Source organism: Ancylobacter sp. TW_SC_1 (assembly GCF_056836805.1).
Window position 1 is genome coordinate 333720 of record NZ_CM166365.1, and the last position, 14862, is coordinate 348581.

At 69.4% G+C, this 14862-nt stretch carries 14 protein-coding genes; all 14 read right to left on the reverse strand.

Annotation, left to right across the window (positions count from 1 at the left end):
• Nucleotide 1 precedes the first annotated feature (1 nt).
• Nucleotides 2-2161 (reverse strand): FUSC family protein, encoded by a 2160-nt coding sequence (locus AC1PZ7_RS01510; protein ID WP_482357754.1) that lies wholly within the window; start codon nt 2159-2161, stop codon nt 2-4.
• A gap of 103 nt (nt 2162-2264) precedes the next feature.
• A complete protein-coding gene (locus tag AC1PZ7_RS01515; RefSeq protein WP_482357755.1) occupies nt 2265-3254 on the reverse strand; it encodes a dihydroxyacetone kinase subunit DhaK in 990 nt (329 codons plus the stop codon).
• A gap of 74 nt (nt 3255-3328) precedes the next feature.
• A complete protein-coding gene (locus AC1PZ7_RS01520) occupies nt 3329-3739 on the reverse strand; it encodes a hypothetical protein (protein ID WP_482357756.1) in 411 nt (136 codons plus the stop codon).
• Nucleotides 3740-3741: 2 nt separating this feature from the next.
• Nucleotides 3742-5346, reverse strand: a complete 1605-nt coding sequence (locus tag AC1PZ7_RS01525; RefSeq protein ID WP_482357757.1) for a putative PEP-binding protein — start codon at nt 5344-5346, stop codon at nt 3742-3744.
• Nucleotides 5330-5689 carry an HPr family phosphocarrier protein gene (locus AC1PZ7_RS01530; RefSeq protein ID WP_482357758.1) on the reverse strand — a complete coding sequence of 120 codons (360 nt, stop codon included), beginning with the start codon at nt 5687-5689 and terminating at the stop codon, nt 5330-5332. Before AC1PZ7_RS01530 ends, AC1PZ7_RS01525 begins: the two co-directional genes overlap by 17 nt.
• The gene (gene dhaM, locus AC1PZ7_RS01535; protein ID WP_482357759.1) at nt 5689-6087 is read right to left on the reverse strand and encodes a dihydroxyacetone kinase phosphoryl donor subunit DhaM; all 399 of its coding nucleotides are present in this window, start codon (nt 6085-6087) and stop codon (nt 5689-5691) included. Before dhaM ends, AC1PZ7_RS01530 begins: the two co-directional genes overlap by 1 nt.
• Nucleotides 6084-6698, reverse strand: a complete 615-nt coding sequence (gene dhaL / locus AC1PZ7_RS01540) for a dihydroxyacetone kinase subunit DhaL (RefSeq protein WP_482357760.1) — start codon at nt 6696-6698, stop codon at nt 6084-6086. The genes dhaM and dhaL overlap by 4 nt, the downstream gene beginning before the upstream one ends.
• Before the next feature lie 30 nt (nt 6699-6728).
• Nucleotides 6729-8363, reverse strand: coding sequence for a dihydroxyacetone kinase subunit DhaK (locus tag AC1PZ7_RS01545; RefSeq protein ID WP_482357761.1), 1635 nt, complete (start codon nt 8361-8363; stop codon nt 6729-6731).
• A gap of 68 nt (nt 8364-8431) precedes the next feature.
• Complete coding sequence (locus AC1PZ7_RS01550) at nt 8432-9439, reverse strand: ABC transporter ATP-binding protein (protein ID WP_482357762.1); 1008 nt, start codon at nt 9437-9439, stop codon at nt 8432-8434.
• Complete coding sequence (locus tag AC1PZ7_RS01555) at nt 9432-10544, reverse strand: ABC transporter ATP-binding protein (protein WP_482357763.1); 1113 nt, start codon at nt 10542-10544, stop codon at nt 9432-9434. Before AC1PZ7_RS01555 ends, AC1PZ7_RS01550 begins: the two co-directional genes overlap by 8 nt.
• A 4-nt stretch (nt 10545-10548) precedes the next feature.
• Nucleotides 10549-10767: a hypothetical protein gene (locus AC1PZ7_RS01560; protein ID WP_482357764.1), complete on the reverse strand. Its 219-nt coding sequence runs from the start codon at nt 10765-10767 to the stop codon at nt 10549-10551.
• Entirely contained in the window at nt 10764-11732 is a 969-nt protein-coding gene (locus AC1PZ7_RS01565) for a carbohydrate ABC transporter permease (protein WP_482357765.1), read from the reverse strand. The genes AC1PZ7_RS01560 and AC1PZ7_RS01565 overlap by 4 nt, the downstream gene beginning before the upstream one ends.
• Nucleotides 11729-12703 (reverse strand): carbohydrate ABC transporter permease, encoded by a 975-nt coding sequence (locus AC1PZ7_RS01570; protein ID WP_482357766.1) that lies wholly within the window; start codon nt 12701-12703, stop codon nt 11729-11731. The genes AC1PZ7_RS01565 and AC1PZ7_RS01570 overlap by 4 nt, the downstream gene beginning before the upstream one ends.
• 251 nt (nt 12704-12954) lie before the next feature.
• Entirely contained in the window at nt 12955-14277 is a 1323-nt protein-coding gene (locus tag AC1PZ7_RS01575; RefSeq protein WP_482357767.1) for an ABC transporter substrate-binding protein, read from the reverse strand.
• Nucleotides 14278-14862 lie beyond the last annotated feature (585 nt).

Genomic DNA, 14862 nt, shown 5'->3' on the forward strand with positions numbered 1-14862 from the left:
CTCATGCCTCATCGAAGGAGCGGACGAGAAACGCCCGGTCGATGTCGAAACGGTCGACGATGAAACGTAGCGAAGCCCCGGCGCGCAGGTTCAATGCCGCGTCCGGCGAACCGGGCACAGCGGGCAGGGCGGCGAGCGCCGCGCTCGCCACACCGACCACCGCCTCTGCCTGAGCGACGCGCTCGGGAAGCGCGCGTCCAGCCCGGGGGAAGCTCTCCAGCGCCGCGGCGAAGCGGTCGAGAAAGCCGGCGACGATCGCCCGCGTGGCCTCCGGCAGGCCGGGGGCGGCGAGCAGCCGGTGAAGCCGGCCGAGCTCCAGGCTGGTGGAAGCCGAGCCCAGCGTGCCGCGCAGGAAATCCTCCTCGCCCGGTCGGTCGAGCGACAGGCGTGGCAGCAGCGCGGCCAGCATGGAGACGATCTCCGCGAGGATGACCCGCTCGTGCCGCTGCCCGCGCGCGGCCTCCGGCAGCAGGCGCCCGAGCGTGACCACCCACACCCGCCCGCGCGTCGCCAGCGAGTTCACCGGGAACAGATTGAGCACCACGAGGCAGATCGCCATGCCGAGCAGCATCGAGAGGGCGGCGTTGAAGAAGGCCAGCTCGTCGGGCTGGAAGATATTGCCGGTGCCGATCTCGGCGGCGAGGAAGCCGCCGAAGGCGATGCCCGGCCAGGCATATTGCGGCGTCCCGGCCATCAGCCCGGCCGGGAACAGGGCAAGGATCAGGAACAGCGCCAGCACCTCGAACCCCTCGATGCGCGGCAGCACGAACACCATGGCGAGATAGGCGACGGCGATGCCGATGGCGGTCCAGAGCAGGAAGGAGAAGCCGGGCCTGCCGGGCCGGTCCTGATTGACCGCGAAGAACAGGATGACCGCGAGGCCAGAGGCGGCGTTGAAGCCGTCCGTCCATTCGCTCGCCGCCCAGAAGCCGCACATCACGATCAGCGCGACGGCGGCGCGCAGGGCCGTCAGCACGGCCTCGGCGCGACCGGCGACGGGTGGCACGGCCTTGCGGGTACGGGCGGCGGAGCTCGGCGCCGTCCGCGAGGCCGTGCGCAGGCTGGCCGCCTCGCTCACCATCACCATGGAGAGGCCGTGCAGCAGGTCCCCCGCCCGGCGCAGGATCAGCACCCCGTCGGCCAGCGGCGTGAACGGCACGGTACCGGCCATCGCCTCGAGGTCGGCGCTCGCGGCGTTGAGCTGGACGCGGGCGGCAAGCAGCTCCGAGCGCACCCGATGGGTGTCGGCGAAGGCGCGCGGATCGCCCGCGAGCCCTTCGAGCAGCGCCGACACCGCCGCCATTACGGGCCTCAGCCGGTCGGCGACCGGGCCGGCGCCCTCGACCTGGAAATCCTCGATGCGGACGTGCAGGCCGCGCGCCACGGCGAGCACGCGGAGGAACTCGCGGGTCGTGCGGCGCAGCCCGGCATCGTCCGCCCGCATCTCCGGCGCCTCGAACACCGTGTAGGAGCGCAGCGCGTCGAACTTCACCACCGCCTCGATCATCGCCCGGCGCAGCGCCGCGAAGGTCGATGGCGGCGTCCGGGGCTGGAGTGCGACGGAACCGTAATGGCACAGCTGGCCGAACAGCGCGCCAAGCTGCTCGCGCAGCACGACGCCGGCATAGCGCGGGAAGACCAGCACGCTGACCGCCGTGATGCAGGCGATGCCGATGATGATCTCCGCCGTGCGGTCGAAGGCGAGGTGCCAGGCATATGCCGGCGCGAACGCGCCCTCGAGCGCCACCAGCAGCGCGGTGTAGCCGGCGAGCATGAAGCTGTAGGCGGCATAGTTGCGCATCCGCGCGCCGATGTAGAAGCACAGCGCCAGCCAGAGCGCGAGCGCGCCGACGAGCGGCGCCGGCGCCTGCGAAAAGGCGGCTAGGATGGCAAGGCCGGCGGCCGCGCCGAGCACCGTGCCGACGATCCGGTAGGCGCCCTTGGCGACCGCCGCGCCGGCCGTCGGCTGCGCCAGCAGGTAGACGGTGAGCACCGCCCATTGCGGGTCCTGCAGTTCCAGCCAATAGGCCATGGCGAGGGCCGCCACGGCCGCCACGGCGGTGCGCAGCGAAAAGACGAGGTTGCGCCAGCCCAGATCGACGGGGACCGCCTGCCGAACACTCTTCCAGAGGCCCGGGAGGGCGAGACCGGCCGAGTTCATGACGCTCCCGTGGCTCAGGGCAAGCAACCGTCGGAGCACGCCCGGCGATGGACCCGCTCATTATCAACAGCCCGCCCCGGCGCGCAACGCCGCGCACGCCGTATCACCAGACCAGCGTCGGCGTCATCACCGGCGCGCACCACAGCGCGAATTCCTCCGGCGTCAGCAGGGCGAGCGTGATCGACAGCCCCGCCATGTCGAGCGAGGTGACGAAGGTGCCGACCAGCGCCCGCGCCGGCACGACGCCGTTCTCCCGTAGGAAGGCGCGGGCGAGGCCGTGGGCGAGGTGCAGCTCGATCGGCGGCGTGCCGCCGAAGCCGTTGACGATCAGCAGCGGCCGGGCATCGGGGACCGGGGCGAGCTGCGCCAGGACCGGCTCGCACAGCAGACGCACGATCTCGTCGGCGCCGGCGAGGCCGGTGCGGTAGAGCCCGGGCTCGCCATGGATGCCGACGCCGATCTCCATCTCGTCCGGGCCGAGGGCGAAGGTCTCACGGGCATTGTCGGGCACGGTGACGCCGCGCAAGGCGACGCCCATGCTGCGCAGCCGCCCCGACAGGCCCTCGCCGAGCGCCTTGAGCCGGGAGAGATCGTCGCCGCGCTCGGCCGCCGCGCCGAGGAGCTTTTCCACCACCACCGTGCCGGCGACGCCGCGTCGTCCCCGGCTGCGCACCGAAGGTCCATAGGCGGCATCGTCCTCGACGATCACCATCTCGATGCGGTGGCGCCCAGCGGCCATTTCAGCCGCCATCTCGAAATTCATGACGTCGCCGTCATAGTTCTTCACCACCAGCAGGCAGCCGGCGCCGGTATCGGTCTCGTCCATCGCCGCGACGATCTGGTCGGGCGTCGGCGAGGTGAAGACATGACCGGTGCAGGCGGCATCCAGCATGCCGGCGCCGATGAAGCCGCAATGCAGCGGCTCATGCCCCGCCCCGCCGCCGGAGATCACCGCCACCTTGCCGGGGCTCAGCGTCCGGCGGCGTACGAACTTGCCCTCGCGACCGAAGGCGACGAGATCCTCATGCGCGGCGACGAAACCGGCGAGACTCTCCGCCACCAGCGTCTCGGCCGCGTTGATGATCCGCTTCATCCGACCATCGCCCCGTCCCGCACCGCCTCAGCCGCGCTGGCCGAGAAGGAAGCAGCGTACCTGTATCGCGCGCATCATTCGCCTCCGTTCACCAGCGCCGCCATCTTCGCCACGAAGTCGGAGACGGCATCGTCGAAGCTGCGGTTCTTCTTCTCGTCGCCGAAATCCGGCACCATCATCGAGAGCGTGCGCATCTTTTCCGCCCCGCCGACTTCCGTCAGCCGGCCCGGATGCGCCGCCTGATAGGCTGCCAGGAACCGTTCCTGCTCGGCCGGGCTGAAATGACAGACCCGCAGGATGGTCGGCAGATGGCGGGCCGGCAACGGCGTATCGTAACCCGGGCTGGTGACCTGCGTCACGAAGCTGCGATGCTTGCCCAGCGCCGCCGCCAGGCGCTGGCGCGTGCCGGATGGCCGGTTGTCGAGAATGCCGGCGAGGATCGTCTTGTAGGCGATGACCGCCTCGTCGCTGGTTTCGCGCGCCATGCCTAGCCTTCCGCTTCCCGGCAGGCACTGGACGCGATCGCCGCGCGCACCGCTTCCAGACGCGACGGCGCCACCGACAGGCTGCCAAAGCCGAGGGCGAGGAGACGGCCGGCCGCCTGCGGCTCGGCGGCGAGGTCGCCGCACACCGACACCGGCCGATCCATGACTCGGCCCATCGCGCAGATGTGGTCCAGCAACCGGAACATCGCCGTCTCCGCCCCCGCATAGAGATGCGCCACCGCCGGATTGTCGCGCGCCGCCGCTGCGAGATACTGCATCAGGTCGTTGGTGCCCACGGAAAAGAAGGCCGCCTCGGCGAAGAGGTCGAGCGTGAAAGCGGCCGCCGGCACCTCCACCATGAGGCCGAGCGGCGGGCGTGTCCCGGCCACGCCCTGGCGCTGGAGCCGGGCCGCCTCCTCGTCGAAGAGCTGCGCCATCGCCGCCAGTTCGGAGGGCAGCGTCACCATCGGCAGCAGCACGCTGACCGGGCCGAGCGCCGCCGCGCGGATGAGCGCGCGGGCCTGGATGCGGGCGAGATCGGGATGGGCGAGCAGGAAGCGCACCCCGCGCTCGCCGAGCACGCAGGCCGGATCGCCCTCGACAAGACCGGGCAGCGCCTTGTCGCCACCGAGATCGAGCATGCGCACCGTCACCGGCTTGCCGGCGAGATGCGCGAGGATGCGACGGTAGCAGAAAAGATGGCGTTCCTCGCTCAGAACCTCGGCCGCAGTAGCCAGCAGGAACTCCGTGCGCACCAGCCCGACGCCGTCCACGCGCGCCGGATCGAGCGCGTCGAGATCGGCCAGCGTGTCGAGATTGGCGAACAGCCGGACCGGGCCGGCCGTGCCAGCCGGAGCCGGTCCCGCCGGGAGCGCACCGGATGCCCCGGTCGGCGCCGTGGCGGGGGGCGGGGCGGACAGGCGCTCTTCGGGCAGGCACTCTTCGGGATGGAGGCGGACGGTTCCCTCCGTGCCGTCGACCAGCAGCGGCTCGCCCGGCTCGCCCGGCGGCACACCGAGGCCAACGACCATCGGCACGCCGCGCGAGCGCGCCAGCATGGCGACATGACTGGCGGCGCTGCCGGCACCGAGGGCGATGGCGCCGCCCTTCGACCAGTCATGGGCGAGGAAGACGCTGGGCGGCATGTCGCGCCCGACATAGACCGCGCCCTGCGGGAAATCGGCGCGCCTACGGCCGGCGACGGCGTCGAGCACGCGGTGCTGCAGATCGGCCAGATCGATGGCCCGCAGCGCGAAGGCGTCGCCATCGGCAGCGAGCGCGTCGATATGGTCGTTCATCGCCGCCGCCCAGGCGAGCGCGGCGCCCTCCCCCTTGGCGATGCGCTCCAGCGCCGGGGCGAGCAGTTCGCCGTCGAGCAGCAGCTCGATCTGGAAATCGAGGATCCCGGCGCTCTCGGCGTCCGATCGTTCCGACAGCTCGCGCAGTTCGACGACCGCCCGCGCCACCGCCGCCTCGAGCGCGGCACGGGCGTCACCCTCGCCTGGCGCGCCGCCGGATGGCGCCGGCAGCTCGCGGGCCCGATGGACGGGTCCCGCCGCCCGGCCGGGCGAGGCGGGGCGGCCGCGAAAATCACGCGGAGCGGCCATCGGCACGCCCATCGGAACGGCCCGCCTTGCGGTCCTCGTCGAAATTCCGGCGCACCAGCTCGCTCAGCGCGGCGATCGCCTCCTCCGCCCGCGCGCCCTCCGCCCGGATCCTCAGCCTCGTGCCGCGCCGGATGCGGGCGCCGATGATCTTCACGATGCTCTTGCCGTTGAGCCAGTCGCCCGACCCGTCCACCGCCACCTCGATGGTGCAGGGGAAGGTCTTGGCGAGGCGGGTGAAGGCGACCGAGGGGCGGGCATGCAGCCCGACGCCATGGGTGACCTCCACCTCGGTCTGCCAGCGATGGGCGGAAGGCCGCCCGATGACGGGAACGATCTCGGCCATCACGCGGACAACTCTTCCGCCGTCGCCACCACGCGGGCCAGCGTCGAGCCGCCCGAGGCCTCGGCCGCCGCCACCACCGCGCCTTCGACCAGCGGCGCATTGCAGATGGCGACCTTGGCCGCGCGGGCCGGGCCGAGCAGTTCCACCGCCGCCTCGCTATTGGTCTCCGCGCCGCCGAGATCGACGAAGACGGCGACGCCGGCCTCCGACCACGCCGCCTCGATCGCCGCCCGGATGCCGGCGACATTGGTTCCCAGCCCACCCTCGACATTGCCGCCGGTCCAGGCGAGCGGCACGCAGTCGCCGACCATCTGGCGCACCATGTCGGCGGCGCCCTGCGCCACCAGCGGCGAGTGCGACACGATCACGATCCCCACATTGGCGAGGCGTGCGGTCATGATGGCGCGTGCTCCTTGAGAAAACGGCAGATGGTGACGGTGAGCAGGGCGCAGCTCGACGCGCCGGGGTCCTCGTGACCGACCGAGCGCTCGCCGAGATAGGACGCCCGGCCGCGCCGCGCCAGCATCATTTCGGTGGCCCGCGCCGCGACGCTGGCGCATTCGGCGATGCGCGCGGGGGCGGCGTGGCTGGCGACCTCGGCCTGCACCGGATAGAGCACGTCGAGCAGCGTCTTGTCGCCCGGCCCGGATCGCCCGCGCCGCGCCACCGCCGCGACCGCCTGGGCGAGGGTGGCGGCGAAGTCGGCCTCGTCCTCGCGGGGAGCGAGACCGCGCCCCAGCTCCATCAGCAGCGTGCCGTAAAGCGGGCCGGCGGCGCCGCCGATGCTCATCACCAGCACCAGCCCGATGCGCTCCAGCGCCGCCGGCAGCGGCAGGACGGCGATGTCGGCCCGCTCGCGATACACCGCCTCCAGCCCGCGCCGCATATTGGCGCCGTGGTCGCCGTCGCCGATGGCGCTGTCGAGCCGGGTGAGGTGATCGCAATGCCGGTCGATCTCGGCGCGGCAGAGCCCGATGAGTTCGGTGAGAGCGGCGGCGTCGAGCTGCATCGGCCTCATCCCCTGTCGCCCGCCCCCGTCTCAGCCGCGCGCGGCCAGCGCCTCGAACACCCGCGCCACCGCCACCGCGCCGGGATCGGGCGAGCCTTCCAGATCGCGCGTCCCGACATAAGCGGCACGACCGGCACGCGCGCGCGCCATCCTCCGCGTCGCCTCCGCCCCCGCCGAGGCGGCGGCCGCCGCTTGCGTGAGATTGCCGGCGGCGAGCGCCCTCAGCGCGGGATCGAGCGCGTCGATCATGGTCCGGTCGCCGGGCGCCGCGCCGCCATAGAACACCACACGGTCGAGCCCGGCGAGAAGGGCGGCGGGCATCGCCGCGCCTTCCGCCAGTGCCTTCGCGGCGGCGGTGAAGAAGATGGAGAGCAGGACGCCGCTCGACCCACCCATGGCGGTGCCGAGTTCGCCGCCGATCGCCTTGAACGTGGCGGCGGTGTCGGCCAGCGGCAGCCCCGGCAACCGCGCTTCCACGGCGCGGGCGCCGGTGGCGACGGTGGAGCCGGTGTCGCCGTCGCCGGCCCGCGCATCGAGCCGGTTGAGCTCGTCCTCAAGGCTGACCAGCGTGGCGCAGACCGCGCGGATGAGCGCCTCGCTTGCGCCGTCCGTGCTGGCGGGGGAGATTTCGCCGCGCGGCGCGGCGGGGGCCGGCCGCACCTCAACCGTTCCGGGCGCGACCGCCGGGCGCCAGGCGAGCGGTTCGGCCGGGGAGGCCAGCGCTGCCGCGCGGGCGGCATCGAGGCGCAGATAGGAGAGCGAGAAGCCGTTCATGTTCAGCGCCGTCATCAACGCCGCCGGGCCGATGACCAGCTTCACCCCGCGCCCGAGCTTTGACGCCAGCAGCGCCTCGGCGATCAGGCTCATTTCCAGCGGCGGCACGGCGCCGAGATTATTGATCAGCAGCGCGTAGTCGGCGGCCGGATCGAGGCGCGCGCCGAGGCGCTCGCTCATCAGCGCGACGATGTCGCCGGCCGGCTGCAGCGGGATGCGCTCCACGCCGGGCTCGCCATGGATGCCGAGGCCGAGCTCGCCCTCGTCGGCGCCGAGCCGTGCCTCGAAGGGCTGGCCGGGGATCGAGCAGGAGGATAGCGACACGCCGAGCGAGGCGATATCGCCCGCTGCCGCCCGCGCCGCCTGCGCCACCGTGGCGAGGTCGGCGCCCGTCTCGGCGAGGTGGCCGGCGATCTTGTGCACGAACAGCGTGCCGGCGACGCCGCGCGGCTGGGGAATGTCCGGCAGGGCGATGTCGTCGGCGACGATCGCCATCTCGACCTTGAAGCCCTCGGCGCGGGCGCGCTCGGCGGCGAGGCCGAAATTCAGCCTGTCGCCTGTGTAGTTCTTCACCACCAGCAGGCAGCCCGGCTCACCGGTCACGGCGCGGATGGCGGTGAGCACCGCCTCGACGCTGGGCGAGGCGAAGATCTCGCCGGAGACGGCGGCGGTGAGCAGGCCGCGGCCGACGAAGCCGGCATGGGAGGGCTCGTGCCCGGCGCCGCCGCCGGAGACCACGGCGACCTTCGATCTGTCCCAGTCGGCGCGCAGCACGACCTTGATGTCCGGATAGGTGTCGAGCCGGGCCAGCCGGCCGGGCGGCGTCGTGCGCAGGAGCCCGTCCAGCGCCTCGGTGACGATGCTGTCGCGGCGGTTGAAGAAATGTTTCATGGCTGCCTTCCCATCCGTTCGACGCGACATCCGGCGCGGGCGCCGTCCGTCCTAACGCACGTCGCCTGCTATACGAGCCGCTGGCCGTCCTGGCCGAAATAGAGCGGGTTCTTCAAAGACACGCTGATCCGGTCGCCGGGATGCACCGCCAGATCAGGATCGGCGAGCGTCACCAGCTTCTGCTCGCCGACCTTGATGTGCAGGTGGTTCTGGTCGCCCAGATGCTCGATCCAGTCGACCCGCGCATTGCCCTCGTCGGTCCGCGCGATGGCGATGTGCTCGGTGCGGGCGCCGACCGTCCGGGTACCCGGCGGGACCGGCACGCCGGGGAGCAGGTCGGCCGGCAGGAGATTGATGTGCGGCTGGCCGAGCCGGGCGGCGACGTGGAGATTGGCCGGATCGGCGTAGATCTCGCGCGGCGTGCCGATCTGCACCAGCCGGCCCTCCGCGAGGATACCGATGCGGTCGGCCATGGTCATCGCCTCGATCTGGTCGTGGGTGACGTAGAGCAGCGTCGCGCCGAGATCCTTCTGGATGCGCTTGAGCTCCAGCCGCAATTCGCCGCGCAGCTTGGCGTCGAGCGAGGAGAGCGGCTCGTCCATGAGATAGATGGACGGACGGCGCACCAGCGCCCGGCCGATGGCGACGCGCTGCATCTCGCCGCCGGAAAGCCGGGTGGAGCGGTTCTCCAGCTTGTGGTCGATGCGCACCATCTTCGCCACCTCGCGCACCCGCGCGTCGATGGTGGCGCCATCCATCCGCCGCGCCGGCGAGCGCAGCGGGAAGGCGAGGTTCTCGTAGACCGTCAGGTGCGGGTAGAGCGAATATTGCTGGAAGACGAAGGCGACGTCGCGGCTCGCCGGCGCGAGCCCCGCCATAGGCCGCCCGCCGATGCTCACCGTACCGGCATCCGGCGTCTCGATGCCGGCGATGAGGCGCAGCGTCGTGGTCTTGCCGGCGCCCGTCGGGCCGAGCAGCACCACGAACTCGCCATCGGCGATATGAAGGTCGATGGCGTCGACGGCTCGCTTGTCGCCGAATCTCTTGGTGACGCCCTTGAGAACAACCTCAGCCATGGCGGGCCTCCCGATGCAGTGCACCTTCGTGCAGGGATGAGGGAATGACGCGGCCGGAGCGGGCGTCGAACAGCGACAGCCGCTCGCTCTTGAAGGTGAGGCCGACGGGCTCGCCGATGCGGTAGCTGTGCTCGGCCGGCAGGCGCGCCCGCACCAGCCCGCCCTGCGTCTCGACCGTGACGATCTGGTTGGTGCCGAGATATTCGCTGCCATAGATCGCCCCGCGCAAAGGCGAGGCATCCGAGAAGCGCACATGCTCGGGCCGCACGCCGAGCGCCAGTTCGCCCGGTTCGACGTCCTGGCGGATCTCCGGCATCGCGACCTCCGCCGTGCCGATGCGCGCCGCCCGCGCGCCCTTTTGCAGCGCGCCGTTGAAGCGGATGAAGTTCATCGGCGGCGAGCCGATGAAGTCGGCGACATACATGGAGGCCGGACGGTCGTAGATTTCCTGCGGCGTGCCGAACTGCTCGATGATGCCGTGATTCATCACCGCGATCTTGTCGGCCATCGCCATGGCCTCGATCTGGTCGTGGGTGACGTAGACCGTGGTGGCGTGGATGCGGTTGTGCAGCTCGCGCAGCTCGCGGACCATCACCTCGCGGAACTCGGCGTCGAGCGTGCCGAGCGGCTCGTCCATCAGGAAGCACATCGGCCGCCGCACGATGGCCCGGCCGAGCGCCACGCGCTGGCGGTCGCCGCCGGCGAGGCCGGAGACCGGCCGGTCGAGGATGTGGTCAATCTGAAGGAGACGGGCAGTCTCCTCCACGCGCGCCTTGATCTCCGCCTTCGCCACGCCCTGCGCGAGCAGCGGGAAGCCGATGTTCTTGCGCACATTCATGTGCGGGTAGAGCGCGAAGAGCTGGAACACGAAGGCGATGTCGCGCTCGCTGGCGCGCCTGTAGGTCACGTCCTCGCCGCCGAGCCGGATGGTGCCTCCGGTCGGCAGCTCCAGCCCGGCGATCATGCGCAGCGTCGTGGTCTTGCCGCAGCCCGAAGGGCCGAGCAGGGCGAGGAATTCGCCGTTCTCCACCGTGAAGCTGGAATCCTGCACGGCGACGAATTCGCCGAACGCCTTGCGCAGATGCTCGACCCTGATCTCGGCCATGCGCCTACTCCGGGAACTTGGACACGATCATGAACATGAACGTGCCGGCGAGAAGGGTGACGAGGGAATAGGTGTAGAGCACCAGTGCGAAGGGCTGGAACAGCATGAGGAAGCCGAGCGCGATCACCGTGACGGCGACCGCTTCCATCGGCCCGCGCCGCAGGAAGAAGGGACGGCGCTTGGGGAGTGCGGAGCTTGGCGGGGTGAAGATGGGATCGTTCATTTGCGCACCGCCCCGAAGGTGATGCCGCGCAAGAGCTGTTTGCGCAGCAGGATGGTGAAGACGAGGATCGGCACCAGGAAGATCGTCGTGCCCGCCGCCACCGCCGGCCAGTCCTGCCCGCCCTCCCCGATGATGGTGGGGATGAAGGGCGGCGCCGTCTGGGCACTGCCGGAGGTGAGCAGCGAGGCGAAGGCGTATTCGTTCCAGGCAAAGATCAGGCAGAAGATCGCGGTGGCGGCGATGCCGGTGGTGGCCTGCGGCAGCACCACCTTGCGGAACGCCTGCAGCCGCGAATAGCCGTCGATCATCGCCGCCTCCTCATATTCGCGCGGGATCTCGTCGATGAAGCCCTTGAGCAGCCAGACCGCCAGCGAGACGTTGACCGCGGTGTAGAGCAGCATCATGCCCAGCGCGGTGTCGGAGAGGCCGAGCTGCCGGTACATGAGGTAGATCGGGATGGCGACGGCGATGGGCGGCATCATCCGGGTCGACAGGATGAAGAACAGCAGGTCGTCGGCCAGCGGCACCTTGAAGCGCGAGAAGCCATAGGCCGCCAGCGTGCCGAGCCCCACCGCCAGAAAGGTCGAGCCGAAGGCGATGATCAGCGAATTGGCGAAGCGCGGCAGGAAGTTGGACGAGCCGGCGATCACCATGTTGCGCTTGCGGGTGACGGCGTCGCACACCCCGTCCGGTTCGGGCAGCGAGGCGATGTATTCCGGCGTCTGCCGCGTGCGGGTGGTGAAGAGGTTGCAGTAGCCCTCGAGCGAGGGAGTGAAGAGGATCTTCGGCGGATAGGAGATCGAATCCGGCGGCGACTTGATCGAGGTGAGGAAGATCCACACCAGCGGGATCATGGTGATGAGCGCGTAGACGATCACCAGCGCCGCGGCGATGCGCTTGGAGCGGGAGCTGGGCTCGACGACCGAATGGGCGGCGGTCCCTGAGGCTGTCTTGGCCGAGCTCATCGCTGCTTCACCCTGTTGAGCGCCTTGACGTAGATGTTGGCGAGGCCGAACACCGCGACGAACAGCACGATGGCGAAGGCCGAGGAACGCCCCGTCGCCCAGGCCTCGAAGGCGTCGCGCTTGAGCGCGATCGAGGCGACCTCCGTGGTCGAGCCGGGCCCGCCGCCGGTGAGCAGGTTCACCATGTCGAACATCTTGAAGTTCTCGATGCCGCGGAACAGCACCGCCAGCATGATGAAGGGCAGCGCCATCGGTACGGTGATCGACCAGAACTGCCGCCAGTTCGAGGCGCGGTCGACCTCGGCCGCCTCGTAGATGTAGTCGGGAATGGAGCGCAGCCCGGCGAGGCAGATCAGCATCACATAGGGCGCCCACATCCAGGTATCGACGATGATGATGGCCCAGGGCGCCAGATGCACGCTGCCGAGCATCTGGATCTCGGAGGTGGGAATGCCGCTGACGAAGGACACCGCATAGGCGAACAGGCCGATCTGCGGCTCGTAGAGGAAGCGCCAGAAATTGCCGACCACGGCCGGCGACAGCATCATCGGAATGAGGATGAGCGTCGTCCAGAAGGCGTGGCCACGGAACTTGCGGTCGATGAGATAGGCGAGGCCGAAGCCGATCACCGTCTGCAGCACAATCGTCCAGAAGACGAAATGCGCCGTGGTCTGCATCGACGCCCAGATGTCGGGGTCGTTGAGCACGCGCGAGTAATTGCCGAGCCCGACATGCTTGACCTCTGCATTGGGCCGGTTGGCGCGGTAATTGGTGAAGGACAGGTAGATCGCCCAGAACAGCGGGAAGATGTTGATCGCCAGCAGAAGGGCGATGGTCGGCGCGATGAAGAGCCAGGCGATCGCCCGGTCCGACAGCGCGCGCATCCTCACCACGATCGGCTCGGGCGTCGCCCGCACGGCCGCCTCGGCGGCCTTGTCGGCGAAGGTGTCATGAGATGTTGTCACGCTCATACTCGCTGGCGTCGGCGGTTCGACGGGGGCGGGCCGGGGTCAGGTTTCGGGTGGAACCCGGGCCGCCATCGGAGATGGTGATCCTGCGTGTCAGGAGGATCTCGGCGGGCAGGTCGTGCGTCCTTCGAGGCCCGGCTAAGCCGGGCACCTCAGGATGACGAAGCCGTACAGGGACAAAACCCTCGTCATGCTGAGGAGCGGGGCGACGCCCCGCATCTCGAAGCACGCACACCGTTGCCGGCATACTCTCGTCAGATCTTGCCGTCTTCCTTGAAAATCTCCGTCCAGTCCTTCTCGAGACCGTCGAGAGCTTCCTTCGCCGTGCCCTTGCCGGCGATGACGTAGTCATGCACCCGCTTCTGCATCGCCTGCAGCAGCTCGGCATAGGACGGCTCGGCCCAGAAATCCTTCACGATCGCCATGGATTCGAGGAAGGCGGGCGCATAGGGCTGGCTGGTCTTGAAGTCGGGCGCGTCGACCACCGCCTTCAGGCAGGAATAGCCGCCGAGCTGCCACCACTTGGCCTGCACCTCGGGCTGGGCGAACCACTTGATGTATTGCAGCGCCGCGTCGCGCTTGTCGGAATAGGACACGACCGAGATGCCCTGCCCGCCGAGCTGGGCGAAATGATACTTCTCCGCCGGGTTGGGGAAGAAGCCGATGCGGTCGCCGCCGACCTTCTCGTCCTTGTAGAGGCCGGGCCAGGTGAAGGCGAAGTTCATCTGCATCGCCACCTGGCCGGATTTGAAGGCGTCGGCCGATTCCACCATGTAGACGTTGGAGGCGCCCGGCGGGGTGCAGCAATCATAGAGGGCCTTGTAGAATTCGAGGCCCTTCACCGCGTCCGGCGAATTGACGTAGCCCTGCATGTCGTAGGGCTTCTTGGGGTTGTCATACATGAAACCCCAGTCGTAGAGGACGTTGGTCACGCCCATGGTGATGCCTTCCGAGCCGCGCTCGGTGTAGATCGAGGCGCCATAGACGGTCTTGCCGTCGATCTCGCGCTTCTGGAAGAACTCGGCGATCTGCTTGAGCTGGTCGTAGGTCTTGGGCGCGGCGAGGTCCCAGCCATACTTGGCCTTGAACGCCTTCTGGATCTCCGGACGCTCGAACCAGTCCTTGCGGTAGGTCCAGCCGACCACGTCGCCCATCGCCGGCAGCGCCCAGTAGTTCGGCGTGTTCTTCGGCCATTCGGAATAGCCGACGACCGTCGCCGGAACGAAGTCATCCATCTTGATGCCTTCCTTCTCGAAGAAGTCGTTCAGCTTGACGTAGTGGCCGTTCTCGGCGGCGCCGCCGACCCATTGGCTGTCGCCGATGATGAGGTCGCACAGCTTGCCGCGCGAGTTGAGCTCGTTGAGGAAGCGGTCGGCATAGCTCGTCCACGGGACGAACTCGAACTTCATGTCGATGCCGGACTTGGCGGTGAAATCCTTGGACAGTTCGACCAGCGCGTTGGCCGGGTCCCAGGCCGCCCAGCACAGCGTGAGCTGCTCGGCCTTCGCCGCCTGCGGCGCGGACATGAACGCGCAGACGGCCGTCGCCCCGAGAAGGGGTATCCACTGCTTCAGCATGCTCTCCTCCCAGAGAACGAGGGGCTTTCTGCCCCCTCCATTGCCTCAAGCCGACGCGGCCTGCGCCGGTTCGATTTAGCTTTATGTTTAGTTATGTCTCATTTGCTCAACATGACAAGAGCAATTCGTTGCTGCATCGCAACGCGCGCCGGCGAGGTAACTCAACAAGCGCCGGCGGTCATCTGAGCCGGCAAATCAATCCTCCTCCGCGAGGGGCGCCCGCCGGCGACGCGGCATCACCCGACCGTGGCGGCCCGCTCGCTTTCCGCAAGCATGGAAGGGACTTCGCTTGCCGGGACAGGTACGGCCGTGTCCTTCGGCGCGACGGCCCGCGCCCGTCCCTGCCGGTCGCGGACGGACCCGGCTGCAGACCGCTTCACGAAGGTTGCCCGCTCCTCCGCCACATACGAAAATCCGGTTGCCCTGGCATGCCAGAGAAAACCTTCCGATTGCTGCGCCGCACCTAAACGAAAGTTCGATTCTTTCGAATCTACGGTGGTTGCCGTCGATATGAGTTTCATATAGCGTCAATACGAACATAAAAACGAAAGCGCCCCAACGTAAGGGAACGCTGCCTGGGAGGCC